The 18,245-nt window shown below is 68.3% G+C and carries 19 protein-coding genes; 9 read left to right on the forward strand and 10 right to left on the reverse strand.

Features of this window, described 5'->3' with window-relative positions; all coding sequences use genetic code 11:
- Window positions 1-3 precede the first annotated feature (3 nt).
- Window positions 4-441, forward strand: coding sequence for a MaoC family dehydratase (locus ACZ5Z0_RS12970; RefSeq protein ID WP_464108794.1), 438 nt, complete (start codon window positions 4-6; stop codon window positions 439-441).
- Between the two features lie 18 nt (window positions 442-459).
- Window positions 460-1,731, forward strand: coding sequence for an MFS transporter (locus tag ACZ5Z0_RS12975; protein WP_464108795.1), 1,272 nt, complete (start codon window positions 460-462; stop codon window positions 1,729-1,731).
- A 5-nt stretch (window positions 1,732-1,736) separates the two neighbouring features.
- Here the strand turns inward: ACZ5Z0_RS12975 and ACZ5Z0_RS12980 are convergent, their stop codons facing one another.
- Window positions 1,737-2,741, reverse strand: a complete 1,005-nt coding sequence (locus ACZ5Z0_RS12980; protein WP_464108622.1) for an IS481 family transposase — start codon at window positions 2,739-2,741, stop codon at window positions 1,737-1,739.
- 166 nt (window positions 2,742-2,907) lie between these two features.
- Between ACZ5Z0_RS12980 and ACZ5Z0_RS12985 the strand changes: the two genes are divergently transcribed.
- Window positions 2,908-3,975, forward strand: a complete 1,068-nt coding sequence (locus ACZ5Z0_RS12985) for a UDP-N-acetylmuramate dehydrogenase (protein WP_464108796.1) — start codon at window positions 2,908-2,910, stop codon at window positions 3,973-3,975.
- 21 nt (window positions 3,976-3,996) lie between these two features.
- Here ACZ5Z0_RS12985 and ACZ5Z0_RS12990 read toward each other — a convergent pair whose 3' ends face one another.
- Window positions 3,997-4,482 carry a hypothetical protein gene (locus tag ACZ5Z0_RS12990; RefSeq protein WP_464108797.1) on the reverse strand — a complete coding sequence of 162 codons (486 nt, stop codon included), beginning with the start codon at window positions 4,480-4,482 and terminating at the stop codon, window positions 3,997-3,999.
- Window positions 4,483-4,603: 121 nt separating this feature from the next.
- On the opposite strand from ACZ5Z0_RS12990, the gene ACZ5Z0_RS12995 reads away from it, so the two are divergent.
- Window positions 4,604-5,716: a winged helix DNA-binding domain-containing protein gene (locus ACZ5Z0_RS12995; RefSeq protein ID WP_464108798.1), complete on the forward strand. Its 1,113-nt coding sequence runs from the start codon at window positions 4,604-4,606 to the stop codon at window positions 5,714-5,716.
- Here ACZ5Z0_RS12995 and asd read toward each other — a convergent pair.
- From asd to ACZ5Z0_RS13035, 8 genes are all read right to left on the reverse strand, one after another.
- The gene (gene asd / locus ACZ5Z0_RS13000) at window positions 5,713-6,855 is read right to left on the reverse strand and encodes an aspartate-semialdehyde dehydrogenase (RefSeq protein WP_464108799.1); all 1,143 of its coding nucleotides are present in this window, start codon (window positions 6,853-6,855) and stop codon (window positions 5,713-5,715) included. The two genes, ACZ5Z0_RS12995 and asd, sit on opposite strands and share 4 nt — an antisense overlap.
- Window positions 6,856-6,928: 73 nt before the next feature.
- A complete protein-coding gene (locus tag ACZ5Z0_RS13005) occupies window positions 6,929-7,147 on the reverse strand; it encodes an NF038396 family protein (protein ID WP_464108800.1) in 219 nt (72 codons plus the stop codon).
- On the reverse strand, window positions 7,147-7,740 hold the full coding sequence (locus ACZ5Z0_RS13010) for a dihydrofolate reductase (protein ID WP_464108801.1): 594 nt from the start codon (window positions 7,738-7,740) through the stop codon (window positions 7,147-7,149). Before ACZ5Z0_RS13010 ends, ACZ5Z0_RS13005 begins: the two co-directional genes overlap by 1 nt.
- Window positions 7,737-8,540 (reverse strand): thymidylate synthase, encoded by an 804-nt coding sequence (locus ACZ5Z0_RS13015; protein WP_464108802.1) that lies wholly within the window; start codon window positions 8,538-8,540, stop codon window positions 7,737-7,739. The genes ACZ5Z0_RS13010 and ACZ5Z0_RS13015 overlap by 4 nt, the downstream gene beginning before the upstream one ends.
- Window positions 8,541-8,676: 136 nt before the next feature.
- A complete protein-coding gene (locus ACZ5Z0_RS13020) occupies window positions 8,677-9,645 on the reverse strand; it encodes an NUDIX hydrolase (protein WP_464108803.1) in 969 nt (322 codons plus the stop codon).
- Window positions 9,646-9,653: 8 nt separating this feature from the next.
- Window positions 9,654-11,918, reverse strand: a complete 2,265-nt coding sequence (locus ACZ5Z0_RS13025; RefSeq protein WP_464108804.1) for an RNA degradosome polyphosphate kinase — start codon at window positions 11,916-11,918, stop codon at window positions 9,654-9,656.
- Between the two features lie 102 nt (window positions 11,919-12,020).
- A complete protein-coding gene (mshD, locus tag ACZ5Z0_RS13030; protein WP_464108805.1) occupies window positions 12,021-13,019 on the reverse strand; it encodes a mycothiol synthase in 999 nt (332 codons plus the stop codon).
- A 273-nt stretch (window positions 13,020-13,292) separates the two neighbouring features.
- A complete protein-coding gene (locus ACZ5Z0_RS13035) occupies window positions 13,293-13,991 on the reverse strand; it encodes a winged helix-turn-helix transcriptional regulator (protein WP_146336841.1) in 699 nt (232 codons plus the stop codon).
- Window positions 13,992-14,286: 295 nt separating this feature from the next.
- On the opposite strand from ACZ5Z0_RS13035, the gene ACZ5Z0_RS13040 reads away from it, so the two are divergent.
- From ACZ5Z0_RS13040 to ACZ5Z0_RS13060, 5 genes are all read left to right on the forward strand, one after another.
- Window positions 14,287-15,021: a permease gene (locus tag ACZ5Z0_RS13040; RefSeq protein ID WP_464108806.1), complete on the forward strand. Its 735-nt coding sequence runs from the start codon at window positions 14,287-14,289 to the stop codon at window positions 15,019-15,021.
- Between the two features lie 183 nt (window positions 15,022-15,204).
- Window positions 15,205-15,819 carry a nitrobindin family protein gene (locus ACZ5Z0_RS13045; protein ID WP_464108807.1) on the forward strand — a complete coding sequence of 205 codons (615 nt, stop codon included), beginning with the start codon at window positions 15,205-15,207 and terminating at the stop codon, window positions 15,817-15,819.
- An 85-nt stretch (window positions 15,820-15,904) separates the two neighbouring features.
- Window positions 15,905-16,627 (forward strand): flavodoxin family protein, encoded by a 723-nt coding sequence (locus tag ACZ5Z0_RS13050; protein WP_464108808.1) that lies wholly within the window; start codon window positions 15,905-15,907, stop codon window positions 16,625-16,627.
- Window positions 16,628-16,649: 22 nt separating this feature from the next.
- The gene (ygfZ, locus tag ACZ5Z0_RS13055) at window positions 16,650-17,732 is read left to right on the forward strand and encodes a CAF17-like 4Fe-4S cluster assembly/insertion protein YgfZ (protein WP_464108809.1); all 1,083 of its coding nucleotides are present in this window, start codon (window positions 16,650-16,652) and stop codon (window positions 17,730-17,732) included.
- On the forward strand, window positions 17,729-18,187 hold the full coding sequence (locus tag ACZ5Z0_RS13060) for an ankyrin repeat domain-containing protein (RefSeq protein ID WP_464108810.1): 459 nt from the start codon (window positions 17,729-17,731) through the stop codon (window positions 18,185-18,187). Before ygfZ ends, ACZ5Z0_RS13060 begins: the two co-directional genes overlap by 4 nt.
- Window positions 18,188-18,245: the final 58 nt, after the last annotated feature.

Here is an 18,245-nt window from a genome sequence, read left to right on the forward strand (position 1 = left end):
GCCATGCGCCCCACACTTTCAGAGCTGACCGTCGGCCAGGACCTCGGCAGCCGCAGCATCGAGGTCACCCGCACCGACCTCGTCAAATACGCCGGCGCCTCCGGTGACTTCAACCCGATCCACTGGAACGAGGCCTTCGCCACCGGCGTCGGCCTCCCCGGCGTGATCGCCCACGGGATGTTCACGATGGGTGCCGCCGTCCAGCTCGTGACCGACTGGGCGGGCGACCCGGCCGCCGTCGTCGACTTCCAGACCCGCTTCACCAAGCCCGTCCCGGTGGCCGACACCACCGGAACCGCGGAGCCCGGTGCGGTGATTGAGGTCAGCGGCGCCATTGGCGCGCTCGACGCCGACGCCGGCACCGCCCGGGTGGATCTCACCGTCGTTGCCGGCGGCCAGAAGGTCCTCATGAAGGCCCAAGCCGTCGTCAGGCTGGCCTGACCGGATGATGCTGCCGTGATGGCGCGGGCCGCGCAGGCCGCCGAAGTCACCCGGTGGCGCAACGCCGTCGTCGCCGCCTATGCCTTCAGCGGCATAGCCTTCGCCAGTTGGGTGTCGCGGCTGCCGGCCATCCGTGACGGGCTCGACCTCACGCCCGGGAACGTCGGCCTGCTGCTGCTGTGCATGACGCTGGGCTCCTTTGTCTCGGTGTCCGCGTCCGGACTGATCGTGCTGCGCTTCGGCTCCAAGCAGACCATCCGGATCGGCAGCATCATGGTGGGCGTCGGCCTGGTGGTCGCAGGGTTCGGCACCTCCGTCCTGGTCAACCCGCTGGCGGTCGCGGCCGGACTCGTGGTGGTGGGCCTCGGTACGGCCAGCTGGAACACCGCCTCCAACGTGGAGGGCGCCGCCGTCGAGCGCGCGGTGCGCCGCCATATCATGCCGCGGCTGCACGGTGCCTTCAGCCTCGGCACCGTTGCCGGTGCGGCAGCGGGCGCGTGGGCGGCCGGTGCCGGAGTGCCGGTCTTCTGGCACTTGGGCGCCATAGGTCTGCTGGTCGCCGCCTCCGTGGCCACGGCCGCCGGCTGGTTCCGCGCCGACGTCACCCCGGTGGAGGAAAAGGCCTTCACCCCGGCCGGGACCGACACCTTCGAGGATCCCTCCACGGGCCCGCTGCCGATCATCAGCCAGGCCGCGCAGGGCCAGGAAGTGCCGCTGGATAACAAGCGGCAGATCGCGCAGGCCTGGCGGGACCGCCGGACCATTCTGCTGGGCGTCCTGGTGCTGGGGCTGGCCCTCGCCGAGGGCGCAGCCGGGGACTGGGTGGCCCTTGCCCTGGCCGACGGCCACGGCCAGTCCGACGCCGCCGGGGCCGCCGGTTACGGCCTCTTCGTCACCTTCATGACCGTGGGCCGCTTTGCCGGCACCCTGGCGCTGGACCGCTTTGGCCGGGTCCCGGTGATGCGTTGGTGCGCGGCGCTGGCCGTGGCGGGACTGGGCCTGTTCGTTTTCGCGCCCGTTCCCTGGCTGGCCTACGTCGCCCTGGCCATCTGGGGGCTCGGCGCCTCGCTGGGCTTCCCGGTCGGCATGTCCGCGGCCGCCGACGACCCGGTCAAGGCCGCCGCACGCGTCTCGGTGGTGTCCACCATCGGCTACGGGGCATTCCTCTGCGGGCCGCCGCTGCTGGGCCTCCTGGCCGAGCACGTGGGCATCCTGCACTCGCTGCTGGCCGTCATGGTGATGCTGGTGGTCAGCTTCCTGCTCTCCCCGGTGGCCCGCAAGGCCGCCTAGCTGTACTAACCCGGCACGTTAGTGACACGGCTGGCGGGTGAGGCGCCTTTGAGGGCGGTGTGTGGCCTGTGGTGATTGTAGTAGTCGATGAAGTCCTGGTAACAGGCTTGGCGTTCCGTTTCTGAGCGGTAGGCCCTGGCGTAGGCCCATTCCTCTTTGAGGATTCGGTTGAAGCGTTCGACCTTGCCGTTTGTCTGGGGCCGGTAGGGCCGGGTGCGTTTGTGGCTGATGCCGGCCTCGGCAAGGACTTTGCCGAAAGCTCTGGACCGGTAGCAGGAGCCGTTGTCGGTCATCACCCGCTTGATCCGAACGCCTTGGGCTTGGAAAGCGGCGATGGCGTTGCGCATGAATGCGGCCGCTGTGGCTTGGGTTTCGTCGGGAAGGATCTCGGAGTAGACGAACCGGGAATGGTCATCGACGGCGTGATGAATAAAGGAGTAGCCCCTGACCTGCCCGCGGTCTTTACGGCGGCCTTCGGCGAGGTTCCTGGCCCGGGCATTCGCCTCGCCCTGCACGCGCCCGTGGATCCGGTGGCCGCCGCCGTTGGGGATGCGGCCGAGCTTCTTGACATCGATGTGGACCATCTCGCCGGGCCAGGCGTATTCATATCGGCGGGCGCGGTCCCGGCCCCGGGTCCTGACTCCGGTGGCCGGATCGGTGAACCGCAGCGGGGGACAGAGGTAACGAGCCAGGATCCGGTGAACAGTGGAGATGTTCAAGTGCAGGTGATACGCGATCCGGGCCGGACCCCAGCGCCTGTTGACCCGCAGACCCAACACCCGCCGCTCGGAGCGCACCCGGGTCCGGTGCGGACAGGCAGCCGGTCGGCTTGAACGGTCTTGAAGCCCGTCCTCGCCGAAATCACGGTACCGCTGCGACCAACGGGCTGCGGTCGGCACGGAGACACTGAACCGTTCAGCCGCCCGGCGCAACGGCCAACCATCATCAACGATGCAGCGAGCCAGCCGAAGACGGCCCGAGTGAGCCAAAAACGCGTTACGGTGGGACACGAGGACCTCCTGGGTTGTGTTCGCTCTCGACAAGCACCACACAACACCCGGAGGTCCTCTTATTGCGTCAAATCAGTCCCCGTGTCACTAACGTGCCGGGACAGTACACCTAGCCCCACGCCGGCAGCCTTTCCCGGCATCGCCCGGACCCGGCTAGGCTGGAGGGGTGACCCAGACACTGCTTTCCGCCCTGACCACGGCCGGCGTGGGCGGCCCCGCCGCCCACTACGTCGAAGCCCGCACCGAGGCGGAGATCATCGATGCCGTCCGCGACGCCGACGCCGCCCGCGAACCGCTGCTGATCATCGGCGGCGGCTCCAATCTGCTGGTCGCCGACGCCGGGTACCCCGGCACGGTCCTGAAAATCGCGTCGGAGGGATTCACCGTCAACGCCGAGGACTCCTGCGGCGGCGTCGCCGTCGTGGTCCAGGCCGGCCACAACTGGGATGCGCTCGTGGATCACGCCGTCAAACATGCCTGGTCCGGCATAGAAGCGCTGTCCGGGATCCCCGGCTCAACCGGGGCGACCCCGGTGCAGAACGTGGGGGCCTACGGCGCGGACGTCTCGCAGACCATCGCCGCGGTCCGCACGTGGGACCGGGAACGCAACACCGTGCAGACCTTCACCAACTCGGAACTGAAGTTCGGGTACCGCGACTCCCTGCTGAAACAGACCACCTCCAACGGGTCTCCGCGGTACGTGGTGCTCACTGTGGAGTTCCAGCTGCCGCTGGGCCGGATGAGCGCGCCGGTCCGCTACGCAGAACTGGCCCGGGCGCTCGGCGTCGACGTGGGCCAGCGGGCCTACTCCAACGACGTCCGGCGTGAGGTGCTCCGGCTCCGGGCATCCAAGGGCATGGTCCTGGACCCGGCGGACCGGGACACCTACTCCACCGGCTCCTTCTTCACGAACCCGATCGTACCGGCCGAGGCGGCCGCCAAACTTCCGGAGGACGCCCCCCGCTACCCGGGCGGCGCCGATGGGCTGACCAAGCTCTCCGCGGCCTGGCTGATCGACCAGGCGGGCTACGGCAAGGGCTTCGGGCTGGATCCGGCGAGCGTCTCGGGCGGCCGGGCATCGCTGTCCACCAAGCACACCCTGGCCATCACCAACCGGGGAGGGGCCAGCGCCGCGGACCTGCTGGCCATTGCCAGGGAGGTGTGCCGCGGCGTCGCCGAACGCTTCGGGATCGAGCTGCACCCCGAGCCGCTGCTGATCGGCATCGAGCTCTAAGCCATCCGGCATCAGCCGGGCCTAGTTCCTGCCGCGCTGCGGGGCCACCTTGCTGAAGAGCATGAACGTGAAGCCGGAAGCCGCCGCGCCGAGGAGGAAGACCTGGCAGAACGCCACGGACTGGGCGCTGGGCCCGCTTCGCAGCAGGAGCCCGGCGCAGGCGAAAGCCACCGCCCCGGCCAGCAGCGCCAGCGACCCGAGCAGGAAACTGCGCACCGTCGCCGGAAACTCGCCGCCCGGATCGAGATCGAGTTCCCGGCGATCGCCGACCCGACGGGCAGGGGTCCGCGGCTGGAGCGACGCGGCAGTCACAAAACTGGCCACCGCGACCGCCATGCACACCGACGACACCGCCTGGAACGTTGTCATCATGGGGGAGAGGCGGGTGCCGCTGGCAATGGCGACGGCGAGGCCGGCCCCCATGCCGGCGGCGCTGGCGGCCCAGCCGAGCAGGGCCAGCCTCCTGCACAGGGGCCGCAGGCGCGGCCACACTTCACCCAGAGTCATGCCTCTACCTTAAGGAAACCGGCTGGGCGCAGGCTGGGAGGGCGCCGGGCATCGGCCCGGCAGCTCCCGGGGCGGGGACGGAGTCTGCGGGAATGTCCGGCCCCCGGCCTAGGATGATGCCATGGCAGCAGTGGAGCGCACGCGTCTGAGCCCGGCCGTGATGGGCCGGCTCCGGCTGGCCTCGCAGGGGCTCGTCGGTCCGGGCTTCGGCTCCGTCCCGGAAGCCGTCAGATCGATGCCGGCACTGCAGGCGCAGGACCTGCAGGCATCGCTGTGGGCTGTGGGACAGCGCGTTCCGGGCTCCCGCGTGGCCGAGGTTCGTGCGGCCCTGGACCGCGGCGAAATCGTCCGCTCCTGGCCGATGCGCGGCACGCTTCACCTGCTGGCACCGGAGGACCTGAAATGGATCCTGGCCATCACGTCCAACCGCCTCATCAAGAGCCTCGCCGGGCGGCACCGGGACCTCGGCATCTCGGCCGCGGACGTGGACGCAGCCGCCGAAGCCGCGCTGGCGCGGGTGGCGGGCGGCGGCGCGGCAAGCCGGGCGGAGATGTTCCAGGCCTTCGAACAGGCCGGACAGTCCACGGCGGGTCAGCGCGGCATCCATTTGCTGGCGATGCTGTGCCAGCGGGGCTTGCTGGTGCAGGGGCCGCTGGCTGGCAACCAGCAGCTGGTGGTGGCCGTCGACGACTGGATCAAGAATTCGCGGAGCCTGGACCGCGCTGAAGGCATTGCAGAGTGGCTGCTCCGCTATTTCCGCAGCCACGGCCCCGCCACCGAGCGGGACTTCGCCTGGTGGTCCGGCATTCCGCTGACGGAGACCCGCGCGGCACTGGCCGAGGTACGGGACCAGTTGGTGGAGCTGCACTTTGAGGGAACGCCATACTGGCTGTCGCCGGAGACGGCGGCCCTGCTCGAGGACGGCGTCCCCGGCCAGCGTGCCGTGCTGGCGCTGCCCGGGTTCGACGAGTTCCTGCTGGGCTACACGGACCGGTCGATCGCACTGCCCGCGCACCACGCGGACAAGATCGTCCCCGGCGGCAACGGGGTGTTCAAGAAGACCATCGTGGCCGGCGGCGTTGTGGTCGGCACCTGGGCGGCGCCCGGCAGTGCCGTCGTGCCGGAGCCCTTTGACGGGGTTAACGGACTGCGGCCCGCAGCTCGAAGGTCCTTTGAGCTGCAGGCCGCGAAGTACCGGCGGTTCCTGGGGTTGAAGGACCCTGGCCGGCCCTAGAGTGTGCCGGTGGCGATTTTGAGCATGCGCCGCAGGGGCTCGGCCGCGCCCCAGAGGAGTTGGTCGCCCACGGTGAAGGCGCTGATGTATTCCGGGCCCATTTCGAGCTTGCGGATGCGGCCCACCGGGATGTCCAGGGTGCCGGACGCCGCCACCGGGGTGAGATCCGCCATCGAGGCTTCCTTGGTGTTGGGCACCACCGTGGCCCATTCGTTGTCCGCGTCGAGCAGCTTCTCGATCTCGGCAACGGAGAGATCCTCGCGGAGCTTGAGCGTCAGCGCCTGGGAGTGTGAACGCATGGCGCCGATCCGGACGCACAGGCCGTCCATGATGACGCGGCCCGCGCCGGAGGTACCCAGGATCTTGTTGGTTTCCACCCCCGCCTTCCACTCCTCCTTGGACTGGCCGTTGCCGAGGTCCGCGTCGATCCAGGGGATCAGCGAGCCCGCCAGCGGAACACCGAACTGGGTGGCGTCGATGTCGGTACGCTGGTGCGCCAGCACCTTGCGGTCGATCTCGAGGATGGCCGACGCCGGGTCGTCCAGTTCGCTGCTGACCTCGGCGTTGAGCGTGCCGAACTGGCTCAGCAACTCGCGCATGTGCCGGGCGCCGCCGCCGGACGCGGCCTGGTAGGTCATCGACGTGCCCCATTCGACGAGACCGTTCTTGAACAGGCCGCCAAGGCCCATCAGCATGCAGGAAACGGTGCAGTTGCCCCCGATGTAGTCCTTGACGCCGCCGGAGAGGCCGGCGTCGATGACGTCGCGGTTGATCGGGTCCAGCACGATGATCGAGTCGTCGTTCATGCGGAGGGTGGAAGCTGCGTCGATCCAGAGGCCGTCCCAGCCGCGGCTGCGCAGCTCGCCGTGCACCTGCTTGGTGTAGTCGCCGCCCTGGGCGGTCACGATGATCGGCAGCTTCGCCAGCGTCTCGACGTCGAACGCGTCCTCAAGCTTGCCGGCGGCACCTGCCGCCGCGCCGGCGACGGCCGGGGAGGCACCTCCGGCGTTAGAGGTGGAGAAGAAGACCGGGTTGATGTTGGCGAAGTCGCCCTCGTCCTGCAGGCGCTGCATCAGGACGGAGCCGACCATGCCACGCCAACCGACCAGTCCGACGGACGGGGTAGCTGCTGTAGTCATTGGGCCAGTTTAGACTTTGCGGTGGCCAGGCCGCAGTCGGTTACGTCACGGCCGCCGCTGGGCGTGCGGGGCGCTAGTCGGCGTCGGGCTCTGCCAGCAGGGCGCTCTTGCGCCGGCGCAGCGCGAACACCGCACCGAAGGCGAACACCTGGGTGACGACGACGAGGACGATCGCGCCGGCAATCTTGTTGCCGCCGAGGATCATGGTCAGCCCCACGATCGCGGACAGCAACGCTAGCAGGGGCAGCAGCATGTAGCCGAGGACGAAGAGGGTCTCAGGTTTGCGCAGCACTATTTGGCCTCCGTCCGGCGCCACAGCGTGATGCGGTAGCGGGTGCCGTTCGCGGCGGTCAGCCAGCCGTCAGCGGGGAGGCTGGCTTCCGCGGCCCAGTCGTAGCCGAGTTCCGGGGCGAAGGTGTCGCCCTCCGTGGCGGTGTCGATGGTGGTGACCACGGCGACGTCGGCCAGGTCGAGGGACTGCGTGAAGACCTCGCCGCCGCCGATGATCCAGACCATTTGCTGGCCCGGCGCGAACTGGGATTCCAGCAGCGCGTCATCGAGCGACTTGACCGCCAAGGCGCCTTCCGCTTCCGGCGACCCGCCCCAGCCTTCCTGCCGGGTGATGACGATGTTCGTCCGTCCGGGCAGGGGGCGGTACTTGTCCGGGAAGGAGTCCCAGGTCTTGCGGCCCATGATGACGGGGTGGCCGGCCGTGAGCCGGCTGAAGTGCGCCATGTCCTCGGGCAGGTGCCACGGCATGGATCCGGCCTGGCCGATCACTCCCGTGTTGGTCTGTGCCCACACCAGCCCGAGCCCGGTGACGGTGCCGCGGAGCTGTTCGGTGAAATCGACGGGTTCCATGTGTTTGCTCGTCTCGTTGCTCATACGGCGATCGGGGCCTTGATCGTCGGGTGGTGCTGGTAGCCGACCACCTCGAAGTCCTCAAGGGTGTAGTCGAAGATGGATTCCGGTTTGCGGGTGATCTTCAGTTGCGGATATTCGTAGGGTTCCCGGCCCAGCTGGGTAAGGACCTGGTCCAGGTGGTTCTCGTAGATGTGGACATCGCCGCCGGTCCAGACGAACTCGCCCGGTTCCAGTCCGGTCTGCTGGGCCAGCATGCAGGTCAGCAGGGCGTAGGAGGCAATGTTGAACGGCACCCCCAGGAAGGTGTCCGCGGAGCGCTGGTAGAGCTGGCAGGAGAGCTTGCCGTCGGCGACGTAGAACTGGAAGAAGGCGTGGCACGGCGGAAGGGCCATGTTCTTGAGTTCGGCGACGTTCCAGGCCGAGACAATGTGGCGGCGCGAATCGGGGTTGGACTTGAGGTTCTCTACGAGCTCGGCGATCTGGTCGATGTGGCCGCCGTCGGGCGTGGGCCAGGAGCGCCACTGAACGCCGTAGACCGGCCCGAGTTCGCCGTCAGCGTCGGCCCATTCATTCCAGATGGTGACGCCCTGGTCCTGCATCCACTTCACGTTGCTGTCCCCGCGCAGGAACCACAGCAGCTCAACGGCTACGGACTTGAAGTGCACCCGCTTGGTGGTGATGAGCGGGAAGCTCTTGCCCAGGTCGAAGCGGAGTTGCCGGCCGAACACGCTGCGGGTGCCCGTCCCGGTGCGGTCCGATTTGTGCGTGCCGTGCTCCAGCACGTCGCGCAGCAGGTCTTCATAGGGCGTAGGGATGCTCACGCCCCCAGTCTACTGAGAAGTGGCGTCCGGGACTTATTCGCCGTCCCGGCCGAGCCGGGTCTGTACGACCGCCCTCCGCAATAAGACGGTCGACGGCGTCGATCAGCGGGGGCCGCGGGGCGTCGGGGTCAAGGACCTAGTCGTCGAAGGGCCGGAACTGCTCCACAGCGACAACCTTGCCCTTGGTGCGCGAGACATGGCAGACGATGATTTCTCCGGGGGAGAGGTAGGGGTCGTTGGCCGGCAGCAGCGCACGCAGCCGGGAGTTCATGTGCTTGCCGAGCTGCGCGAAGACCGTGGGCAGGGCGGGGCGGTGCGTGCAGAGGGCGACGGCGCGCTCCTTGTCGAACAGGGACTCGACGACGTTGGCGGTCTTGTGCGGGCTCCGGCCGTGCAGATGTTCGGTCAGGGACTCGTGCAGTTTCACCTTCGCGTCGACGGCCTTGGCGTAGGGGGCGACCGTGGCCACGCAGCGAAGCCACGGGCTGGTCACCACCCGCGAGGGGCTCCAGGCCTGCAGCAGCCGCCCGACTGCCTGGGCCTGGCGGGCACCGGTGGCGGCCAGCGGGCGGTCGCCCTCCGCCTTGGACCAGGATGAGCGCGGCTTGGCCTTCGCATGGCGGACCACCAGCAGCGGCCAGGTTTCCAGCTCGTTGCGGGCATGGGCGGCGGCGAGGTCCTCCAGCGGCGCGCGGTCGCTGGGGTTGCTCAGCAGGCCCGCCGCCTTCTCCGGCGAACACCACAAGACGCTGTCAACCTCTTTGCCGTCCGGGTGCAGCGGGGCGCCGTCGACGTCGACAGCCCAGTAGTGCACAACCTTCAGCCCGGCCGCCACATGATAGTGAATGGGCGGCAGCGGGATTCCCAGGGGTGCCTTGAGGCCAATCTCCTCTTCCACCTCACGGGCGGCGCACTCGGGAATGGTCTCGCCCGGGTCCAGCTTGCCCTTGGGCCAGGACCAGTCGTCATATCGGGGCCGGTGGATCAGGAGGACCTCGAGCTTGTCCTTGTTGAGGCGCCATGGCAGGGCGCCGGCCGCGACGACGGCGATCGCCTCGCCGGGGTGGTCGGTCTGGTCCGCTACCAGCGAATCGCTGTTTGCCACCGGTGGCCCTAGCGCAGGCTCGTCGAGCGCTGCCGCGAACGGGAGGCGAGCAGCCATGACTGGACGTCCTGCAGCGCCGTGCCGTCCTCGGCGAGGTGGTGACGGATCCATTCGCCGTCGTGGTCCAGGTGCCAGCTGGCGGTGCCCGGATCCATGTAGCGGCGGAGCATATCGAGGACGTAGGAGGTGTCGTCCCCGCTGCTGAGCTGCACGAGGGCCTCCACCCGGCGGTCCAGGTTGCGGTGCATCATGTCGGCCGAACCGATGTAAACCACCGGGTTGCCGGCATTGGCGAACGCAAAAACGCGGGAGTGTTCCAGGAAGCGGCCCAGGATGGAGCGGACCGTGATGTTTTCGCTCAGGCCCGGCACGCCGGGACGCAGCGAGCAGATGCCGCGGACAATAACGTCGACCTGCACGCCGGCCTGCGAAGCCCGGTAGAGCGAGTCGATGATGGCTTCGTCCACCATCGAGTTGACCTTGATCTGGACGCGGGCGGCAATCCCGGCGCGGGCGTTCCGGATTTCGGTCTCGATCCGGTCGATCAGGCCCGAACGCACCGAGCGCGGGGCGACCAGCAGCCGCTTGAACGTGGACTTCGGGGCGTAGCCCGAGAGCTGGTTGAAAAGCTTGGACAAGTCCTCGCCCACCTGCTCGTTTGCCGTCAGCAGGCCAAGGTCCTCGTAGTAGCGGGCCGTGCGCGGGTGGTAGTTGCCGGTGCCGATGTGGCAGTAACGGCGCAGCCCGTCCACTTCCTGGCGGACCACGAGGGAGAGCTTGCAGTGGGTCTTCAGGCCCACGATCCCGTACACCACGTGCACACCGGCCTGCTCCAGTTTCCGGGCCCAGGAGATGTTGGCCTGCTCATCGAAGCGGGCCTTGATCTCCACCAGGGCGAGCACCTGCTTGCCGGCCTCGGCGGCGTCGATCAGCGCATCGACGATCGGCGAGTCGCCGGAGGTGCGGTACAGGGTCTGCTTGATGGCTTGGACCTTGGGGTCAGCGGCGGCCTGTTCGAGGAAGGCCTGCACGGAGGTGGAGAACGAATCGTAGGGGTGGTGCAGGAGGATGTCCCGCCGCCGCATGGCTGCGAAGACATTCGCCGCCTTGGACGTTTCCGATTCGTTGAGGTACCGGGACGTGTGGGGCACGTGCTTGGGATAGTGCAGGTCCGCGCGGTCGATGCCGGCGATGACCGAGAGTCCGCGCAGGTCCAGCGGGGCCGGGACGGAGTAGACCTCGGATTCCTCCACGCCTAGCTCACGGATCAGCAGCGCCCGGATGTTGGGGTTGATGTCGTTGGTGACTTCGAGCCGGACCGGCGGACCGAAGCGGCGGCGCAGGAGTTCCTTTTCCAGCGCCTGCAGCAGGTTCTCTGCGTCGTCCTCTTCGACCTCCACATCCTCGTTGCGGGTGACGCGGAAGGTGTGGTGCTCCAGCACCTCCATCCCGGCGAAGAGCTGGTCCAGGTGGACGGCGATGACTTCCTCGAGCGCGATGAACCGCGCCACCCGGCCCGGGACCGAGCCGGCCCGCGGGCCGTCGATGGAGACCAGCCGCGGCAGCTGGTCCGGGACCTTGACGCGGGCGAAGAGTTCCTTGTCGCTGACCGGGTTGCGGACCACCACTGCCAGGTTCAGCGAGAGCCCGGAGATGTACGGGAACGGGTGGGCCGGATCCACGGCCAGCGGCGTCAGGATCGGGAAAACCTTTTCCGCGAACATGGCGCTGAGCTGGTCCTTGGCCTGGTCGTCCAGCTCCTCCCAATGCATCAGGTGGATGTGCTCGTAGGCCAGGGCGGGGCGGATCTGCTCGGCGTACACACGGGCGTGGCGCTGCTGCAGCCGGTGGGCCGCTTCGCCGATCTGTTCCAGCACCTGCATGGGGCTCAGCCCGGCGGGGGAGGGCACGGCGAGCCCGGTGGCGATGCGGCGCTTGAGCCCGGCGACGCGGACCATAAAGAACTCGTCCAGGTTGGAGGCGAAAATGGAGAGGAAGCCCACGCGTTCCAGCAGGTAGAGGTTGGGATCTTCGGCCAGTTCCAGCACGCGTGAGTTAAACGCGAGCCAGCTCAGCTCCCGGTCGAGGAAACGGTCGGGGCTGATGTCGCCTTCCGGTTCCAGGTTGGGGGCGAACTCGGGAATGTCGATCCGGTCCTGGGTGGCGCGCGATGCGGGCACTTCGGAGGAGCCGAAACGCGCACGCACTGGACGCGCTGCCTTGTCCGGCGTAGCGGTTCCAGACGTGGCTGTCCGGGCAGAATCCCGTTGCATGGTCTCTCCTAATGCTGGCGCGAGTTAGCTTCAACCTTACAAGGAATCAGCTCCGGATGAGCCCAGGTTTCGGCCGCCCCTGGGGCCCGGCCGCCCGTGCCGTTACTGCCCGTCCCGCGGCGCGTACATCACGTCCATGTCCCAGCGCGAAAACCCGAGCCGGCGGTAGAGGGCGACGGCGGGAATGTTGTCGCCGTCGACGTACAGCATGACGGCGTGCAGCCCCTGCTGCTGCAGGTGCCTGATACCGGCGACCGTGAGTGCCTTGCCCAGGCCGGTGCCCTGCGCCTCGGGGGCGACGCCGACGACGTACACCTCGCCGATCGCCGGGTGCTCGCCGTGCCGGGGGTGGACCTTGGTCCAGTGGAAGCCCAGGATCCGGCCGGCGGCGTCGACCGCGAGCAGGAAGCCTGCCGGGTCGAACCACGGCTCGGCCATCCGCGCATCCAGGTCGGCGCGGCTCATGTTCCCCTGTTCCGGGTGGTGGGCGAACGCGGCCCGGTTGACCGCGAGCCACGCCTCCTCGTCCTGGCCCGGCACGAAGCCGCGCAGCGAGACGCCGTCGGGCAGGGCGACGTCGGGCAGTTCCGAGGCGGCCGTGGCGAGCCGCATCTTCCAGAGCTCCCGGACCGGGGCATAGCCGTAGCGGGCGGCCAGGTCCGCTGCGGCCTCGTGATTGCCGTGCGACCAGGCCTTGAGGCCGGCGAAGCCGCGCACCCTCTGCAGTTCGCCGACCAGCCGGTCCGCGACGCCCTGGTTGCGGTAGCTCGGGTGCACGGCCACTTCCAGCACCCCGGTCCCGTCCGGTTCCCCGATCACCACGGCGAACCCGGCCAGGTCGTTGCCGCGTCCCGCGCCGGCGCGGTGCCGGGCCGGGGAGTCCTCGCCGGAATAGTCGGGGGAGTAGAGGGCCAGGGCCAGCACGGTGTGCGGACCGGCATCGCGGGCGCGGAGCGTCACGAGGGTCTGCTCGGACAGCGGCGGGTTGCCGTCGGACTCCTCGGCGGCCGCCACGAGCGTCGTGACGTCCCGCAGCAGCTGTTCGTCGACAGCTCCCTGAAGGGTGAGTACGGGCCAGTTCTCCGGATGCGCGGGACTCATGGTGCAAGGCTATACGTCCGCCGCCTGCCGTCGCGCGAAATCCCCCGGATTTGATGCATCCGCCCGGGGGACGTATAGTCGATATCTCATCCGGCTGAACGGTGCGAAACCGTTGAGTGGATGTGAGGGGGATCCACCACTGGGGTGGCCTCGATACGTTCGACCCGTATGTCCTCCACTGAAACGCCAAACGACGAAACGTAAAGCCCCGGACCTTCAAGGTCCGGGGCTTTTTCGTTTCCTGCTCGTGTCCCGCTGCGGCGGTGCGACCGTTCAGGCCTCGGTGAGTTCCTCGTCCGGCTGCCGGACCAGGGTCAGGCGGTAGCCGACGTTGCGCACCGTGCTGATCAGGTTTTCGTGGTCGGCGCCGAGCTTGGCCCGCAGCCGGCGGACGTGGACGTCCACGGTGCGCGTGCCGCCGTAGTAGTCGTAGCCCCACACCTCGGTGAGGAGCTGCTGGCGGGTGAAGACGCGGCCGGGGTGCTGCGCCAGGTACTTGAGCAGTTCAAATTCCTTGAAGGTCAGGTTCAGCGCGGCCCCGTTAACCCGGGCCGTGTAGCTGGCCTCATCGATGACGACGCCGGCCGCCCTGATCTCCGTGGGGGTGTCGTCCGCATCCGGCAGCGCGCGGGCGACACCGAGCCGGATGCGGGCTTCGACTTCCGCGGGGCCGGCGGATTCGAGCAGGATGTCGTCCACGGCCCAGGCCGAGGACACGGCCGCCATGCCGCCTTCGGTCAGGATCAGCATGAGGGGGGCGCTCAGACCGGTCGCCTTGAGGAGCTGGGTGAGGGAGCGGGCACCAACGAGGTCCTTGCGCGCGTCGAGCAGGACGATGTCGCACGGGTCGGTTTCCAGCAGGGCCGTCGGCTCTGCGGGAAGAATATGGACGCGGTGGTTGAGCAGTTCCAGCGCAGGCAGGACATCCACCGATGAGCCGGTGCTGTTCGTTAGTAGCAGGATGTGCGACATGGTTCCTCCAAGGGGTGTCCGCGCATCTTTGGGCGTCTGAGCCGGGCTTTCACCGGCCGGTACTGAGCTTCCTGTCGGTGCCCTGCCTGCGGCTGCCGGAGGAAGCTAGCTGATTCTTGAGTATACCTAACCGCCCTTTCGCAGACACTGTTTCGCCGCTCCAGCGGCCTACTTTTGCGACACAAAACGTCCAGATAGGGCAGGATTGATCCGGAGAACCGCATTGGAAAGATCCGCAGGTGACGATCCGCAGGGGGAAAACAGCGTTGGGAACAGCAGCATTGAGAAGAGCCGCGTGAAGTCCTGGAGCGTCGGGGTCATCGGCCTGGTCGGGCTCGCCGCGATCATCGCCGGCGCCTACTCCACGCCGGAGGCGCTGCTGGCCGTCGCCGCGCTCACCGCCGCCTGCGTCGGCATCGGCTGGCCGCACTTCCTGGGCATCCCGGCCAAGAAGACCCTCGCCGCGCTGATCGGCCTGCCCGGAATCGGCTCGGCTTTGGCAGCCACCTACCTGCCTGCGCCGGGTTTCCTGGACTGGACGCCTGCGTTTGTGGCGGCCGGGGTGATGGCCGTCTTCGTGATGCAGCTGATCCGCGGCACCGGCCAGGCCCAGCGGCTCGAATCCACCCTGGGCTCGTGCGCCGGCGTGCTGCTCTCCTGCCTCGGGGCCGGCTGGATCGCCTGCTCCCGCTTCAACGGCGTGCGCGAAATGCTGCTCATCGCCGCCATCAGTGCGGCGATCGCCCTGATGGCCGGCCTGATCCGCTGGCCCGACCGGATCGTCGCGCCGTTGGGAATCATCGGGGCGGGGCTCGCGGGTCCGCTGGCCGGCCTGGTGCTCTCCGATATCGCCGTCGTGCCGGCCGCCCTCGTCGGGATCGTCGTCGGAGCCGTCCTGGTCAGCTTCCGCCGGCTCGTGATCCTGCGCGGCGAAACGCTGAACCTGCCGGCCGTGCTGGGCATGGGCCTGGGCCCCGTCTCCGCGGTCGGTTCCTTGGCCTACTTCATAGACAAACTACTCCTTCACTAAAGCGTTAGGATGGCATCATGTCCGTACTTGCATATGAGATTTTCTTCCTTGTTCTGCTTGGCGTTGCCAGCCTGGCCATGGCCTGGTTCGCCGGCTTTGTGGTGTACCGGCTCTTCAAAGGCCAGAAGTAAGCGGCCGGAGCCGCCACCTATCCAGAACCCGTAGTTTCCAGAGGTAGCTGCTGTGCCGATTGAAATTCCTACCGATCTGACACCTGAAATCGTTCCGCTGTCCTGGCTCATTGGTGAGTGGGAGGGCAGGGGCAGGCTGGGCGCCGGGGACGAAGATTCCGAGCACTTCCTTCAGCACGTCTCCTTCACCCACAACGGCCTGCCGTACCTGCAGTACCGGGCCGAGTCGTGGTTGACCGATGACGAGGGAACCAGGCTCCGTCCGCTGACCGTGGAGACCGGTTTTTGGGCTCTTGAGCGCAAACAGCGCGAGGAGGACGGCGGTCCCGGCCTGATTCCGGCCGACATCGTGCCCGTGCTCAAGAGTGCCGACGAAGTCGAGGAACTGCGCAACAGCGACGGAGGCTTCGACATCTCCGTCTCCATCGCGCATCCGGGCGGGATCTCGGAGCTGTACTACGGTCAGATCAAGGGCCCGCAAATCCAGCTCAGCACTGACATGGTGATGCGCGGCAGTCATTCCAAGGAGTACACGGCGGCCACGCGGATCTTCGGCCTGGTCGACGGGAACTTGCTCTGGCGGTGGGATGTCGCCACCGGCAAGGGTTCTACCCCCGGCGGCGGCCTGGAGGCGCATGCCTCCGCCATTCTCAGCAAAGTCGGCTGAACCGCACGGCTGAACCGCACGTCCGGCCGGCGGCCGGGGTCTCACTGAATTTCCGTTCTCCGCAGCGAACACAGGGAGCACCACAGTGAACGGCATCACAAAACCGGCCCAGTACAGCGACCTCAAGGCGGTCTTCTTCAACGGCACCCTGAAGAGGTCACCGGAGAAGTCCCATACGCAGGGCCTGATCGAGATCAGCCGCGGGATCATGGAGAAGCAGGGCGTCGCCACCCGCGTCATCCGCACGGTGGACCACGACATCGCCAGCGGCGTCTACCCGGATATGCGCGAGCATGGCTGGGCCACGGACGAATGGCCGGAACTCTACCCCGCCGTGCAGGAGGCGGACATCGTCGTTGTCGCCGGTCCGATCTGGCTGGGCGACAATTCGTCCCAGACCAAGAAGCTGATCGAACGGCTGTACGCGCACTCCGGCCAGTTGAACTCCAAAGGCCAGTGGGCGTTCTACCCGAAGGTGGGTGGCTGCCTCATCACCGGCAACGAGGACGGCATCAAGCACTGCGCCATGAACGTGCTCTACAGCCTCCAGCACATCGGCTTCACCATCCCGCCGCAGGCCGATGCCGGCTGGATCGGCGCGGTCGGCCCGGGACCGAGCTACCTGGACGAAGGCTCCGGCGGCCCGGAAAGCGACTTCACCAACCGCAACACCACCTTCATGACGTGGAACCTGCTGCACCTGGCCCGGACCCTCAAGGACGCCGGCGGAATTCCCGCCTACGGCAATCTGCCGGACGAATGGAAAGCCGGCACACGATTCGACTTCGAAAATCCGGAATACCGCTGAGGGCTGGGGACTTCTACTTCATATGACTACCAAGAGCCCCCTGCTGTCGCGCCCGGGCGCGGTCGAAGCGGCCGGCGCCGACGCCGGCGTCGCCGCCCACTACGGCGAGCCGCTGCGCGAACAGCGCGCGCTGGCCGCCGGCACCGCCGTCGTCGATCTCTCCCAGCGCGGCGTGGTCACGGTGAGCGGGCCGGACCGTCTGAGCTGGCTCAACACCCTGTCCTCCCAGCAGCTCACCGCCCTGGCACCCGGACAATCCACTGAACTGCTGCTGCTGAGCGTGCAGGGCCGGATTGAATTCGATGCCCGCGTGGTGGACGACGGCGCCACCACCTGGCTGATCGTGGAGGCGGCCGAGGCCGCGCCGCTGGCCGAATGGCTCACCCGGATGAAGTTCATGCTCCGGGTCGAGGTTGCCGATGTGTCCGCAGACTGGGCCGTGGTGGGAGCTACCAGGCTCGTTCCGGAGTGGTCCGGGCGGCTGGTCTGGGAGGACCCCTGGCCGCACGTCGGCGCCGGCGGATATTCGTACGCGGTGGTCGGCGAGGACTCGCACCCGGGCCTGGAGCGGCCGTGGTTCGAATACCTCATGCCGGCTGCCGAACTTGAGTCGGCCGTGGACGGGCGCCCGCTGGCCGGCGTCCTGGCGGCCGAGGCACTGCGCATCGCGGCGTGGCGACCCCGCTGGGGAGCCGAGACCGACGACAAGACCATCCCGCACGAGTTGGACCTGCTGCGCACCGCGGTGCACCTCGCCAAGGGCTGCTACAAGGGGCAGGAAACCATCGCCCGGGTACACAATCTGGGCCATCCCCCGCGGCGGCTGGTGTTCCTCCAGCTGGACGGTTCGCAGCACACCATGCCCGCTGTCGGCAGCGAAGTGCGGGCCGGCGAACGCAAGGTCGGCACCGTCACCTCCGTGGCGCAGCACTACGAAATGGGTCCGGTGGCACTGGCCGTCATCAAGCGCTCCGTGGCGCCGGACGAGGTCCTGACCGTGATGGACGGCGAGGAAGCCTACCCGGCGGCACAGGAACTCATTGTCGCGCCCGACGCGGGGCAAGTCGTCGGACGCCAGACCGGGTTCCTCCGGGGGACCCGATGAACGCCGGGCCGGAGCACACCGTGCCGGCCGCGAGCGAGCCGGCCGCGGATCCGGAGCCGGCCGCGGACGCAGTTCCGGGGCCCGACGACGGGACCCTCGCCCTGGCCCATGCCCTGTTCGACGCCGCCCGCCAGGGCGACTCCACCATGCTCGGCGGCTACCTCGCGGCGGGCGCTCCGGCCACACTGACGAACGCGGCGGGCGATTCGCTGCTGATGCTCGCTGCCTACCACGGCCACGCCGACACCGTCCGGCTGATCCTGGCCCACGGCGGCGACGCCAATACGGCCAACGACCGCGGCCAGACGCCGCTGGCGGGGGCCGTGTTCAAGGGCTACCCGGACGTCGTGCGGGTGCTGGTGGACGCCGGCGCCGACCCCGACGCCGGAAACCCCTCCGCCCGGGCGGCCGCCCAGATGTTCGCCCGAAACGATATTCTGGCTCTTCTTGGCTGAAGAGCCGCACACCAGACCTTCCCCAAACTTCAGCCGGCACCACGCACCGTAAGGAACC

It is taken from the genome of Arthrobacter sp. T2-23, assembly GCF_055398325.1.

Excerpts from the sequence above, each read along its gene's own strand:
- mshD (WP_464108805.1), bottom strand. The coding sequence starts at position 13,019 with ATGAGTCCCGCGCATCCGGAGAACTGGCCCGTACTCACCCTTCAGGGA.
- ACZ5Z0_RS13035 (WP_146336841.1), bottom strand. The coding sequence starts at position 13,991 with ATGTCGCACATCCTGCTACTAACGAACAGCACCGGCTCATCGGTGGAT.
- asd (WP_464108799.1), bottom strand. The coding sequence starts at position 6,855 with ATGACTACAGCAGCTACCCCGTCCGTCGGACTGGTCGGTTGGCGTGGC.
- ACZ5Z0_RS12995 (WP_464108798.1), top strand. The coding sequence starts at position 4,604 with ATGGCAGCAGTGGAGCGCACGCGTCTGAGCCCGGCCGTGATGGGCCGG.
- ACZ5Z0_RS12975 (WP_464108795.1), top strand. The coding sequence starts at position 460 with ATGGCGCGGGCCGCGCAGGCCGCCGAAGTCACCCGGTGGCGCAACGCC.
- ACZ5Z0_RS13025 (WP_464108804.1), bottom strand. The coding sequence starts at position 11,918 with ATGCAACGGGATTCTGCCCGGACAGCCACGTCTGGAACCGCTACGCCG.
- ygfZ (WP_464108809.1), top strand. The coding sequence starts at position 16,650 with ATGACTACCAAGAGCCCCCTGCTGTCGCGCCCGGGCGCGGTCGAAGCG.
- ACZ5Z0_RS13060 (WP_464108810.1), top strand. The coding sequence starts at position 17,729 with ATGAACGCCGGGCCGGAGCACACCGTGCCGGCCGCGAGCGAGCCGGCC.
- ACZ5Z0_RS12970 (WP_464108794.1), top strand. The coding sequence starts at position 4 with ATGCGCCCCACACTTTCAGAGCTGACCGTCGGCCAGGACCTCGGCAGC.
- ACZ5Z0_RS13010 (WP_464108801.1), bottom strand. The coding sequence starts at position 7,740 with ATGAGCAACGAGACGAGCAAACACATGGAACCCGTCGATTTCACCGAA.
- ACZ5Z0_RS12990 (WP_464108797.1), bottom strand. The coding sequence starts at position 4,482 with ATGACTCTGGGTGAAGTGTGGCCGCGCCTGCGGCCCCTGTGCAGGAGG.